Origin of the sequence: Lamprobacter sp. (assembly GCF_034860625.1) — a bacterium.
Classification (GTDB): domain Bacteria; phylum Pseudomonadota; class Gammaproteobacteria; order Chromatiales; family Chromatiaceae; genus Lamprobacter.
The window spans coordinates 1-1245 of record NZ_JAYESN010000550.1; the positions used below are offsets into that span (position 1 = coordinate 1).

At 63.1% G+C, this 1245-nt stretch carries 4 protein-coding genes; all 4 read right to left on the bottom strand.

Translation table 11 applies throughout. The features are described from left to right. Positions 1-136: 136 nt before the first annotated feature. Positions 137-418 carry a HEPN domain-containing protein gene (locus VBE63_RS29695; RefSeq protein WP_323686562.1) on the bottom strand — a complete coding sequence of 94 codons (282 nt, stop codon included), beginning with the start codon at positions 416-418 and terminating at the stop codon, positions 137-139. Then, on the bottom strand, positions 415-765 hold the full coding sequence (locus tag VBE63_RS29700; protein ID WP_323686563.1) for a nucleotidyltransferase domain-containing protein: 351 nt from the start codon (positions 763-765) through the stop codon (positions 415-417). Before VBE63_RS29700 ends, VBE63_RS29695 begins: the two co-directional genes overlap by 4 nt. Next, positions 762-1010, bottom strand: a complete 249-nt coding sequence (locus tag VBE63_RS29705) for a hypothetical protein (protein WP_323686564.1) — start codon at positions 1008-1010, stop codon at positions 762-764. Before VBE63_RS29705 ends, VBE63_RS29700 begins: the two co-directional genes overlap by 4 nt. A gap of 7 nt (positions 1011-1017) precedes the next feature. Then, the coding region (locus VBE63_RS29710) for a DUF4351 domain-containing protein (RefSeq protein WP_323686565.1) at positions 1018-1245 on the bottom strand (228 nt) is incomplete at its 5' end.

A 1245-nucleotide genomic window follows, 5' to 3' on the forward strand; every position in this document is an offset into this window, starting at 1 on the left:
GGGTGTCTCGCGGCCATAGCCCTCGAGATAGAGAACGTGCCGCACAATGGAGCGGCTTGCCTGAGGACAAGGCAGGCTCACCCCTTGCCTTTGATCGCCTCGGTACAGGGGATCTCGAGTCAGTTTCCAGGATGTCTTAGGCATGGATCAACCGTCCCTGTTCACGCAACCAGGCGGCGCAGGAGGCTCGACAGGCAAACAGCGTAGCAGGTTTTTCAGCGTCTGCTTCTTCGGCTGCGACTTGTGCATCACTCGAGAAGGCGTTGCCCTGTGCCAAATGGATCGCGCTGACGGCATGAAAAGCGGCATAGTAGGCCCGCGAGGCGGCATCGTCGGGCAGCCCTTCGGCAAGCAAGAGATCAGCGGCGCGCAACTTTGCCTCGGCCGCCGTCAACAGTGCGTTGCACTCGGGCGTCACAGGCGCACGGCCTCGCGGGCAATGTTCATGGCCAGCGGATAGCCTTGTTGGCGCTGCCAGTCGTCTTGGGTATGCAGGAGCGTCGTCACCAGGGCGTCATGGCGGTTGAGCATGTCGACTTGCAGGTCGAGTAGCCGGTCCCGCAGCGCGTCGGCATCGCGGTCGACCACAACCAGGAGGTCATAATCGGAGTCTGGACGCGCTTCGCCGCGTGCGCGCGAGCCGAACAACCAGAGTTCGCAGAGATGATTGCCCAGCGCCTTTTTCAGATGGCTCGTAAAGTCAACAAGGACGGCATCCAGCATCACAGCCTGGGAATCGGCTACTGCATGATCGTTGACTTTCATGGCCACCTCCCGGTCAGCTGCCCTGCTCCGCTCAAACCCTGGGCCATGGCGAGCGCGTCGAGCCCCAGGCCAGTGTCGGCATCCAACAGGCGCAGGCCGGGTTGGATGAACTGGCGCAGGAAGGCGTGCTCGGGCTCGGGCCAGGCTTCGACCTCCAGCAGGGTCAAGGTGACCGGGTTGTCGAGGTCAGCTGGGACGTTGACCTTGAGGCCGCTGTTGAGGTTGAGGGTCCAGTGGGGCGACACGGGTTGCTCAGGCGTTGGGTTGGCGTATGGGATGCGCGGCGAGCCAGGTCTCAAGGTCGGCGATGGCGCTGAAATCGAGCAGCGCTTCGATGAGTTCTTCGAGCTGGTCGGCGGATAGCGCTTGGATGCGCGCTTGTTGCGCCTTGCTCAGCGTGCCGAGGCGGCGGCGCAGGAGGCGCAGGGCCAATTGTGCTTCGCGCTGACGGCCTTCCTCTCGGCCTTCTTCCCGCCAAAT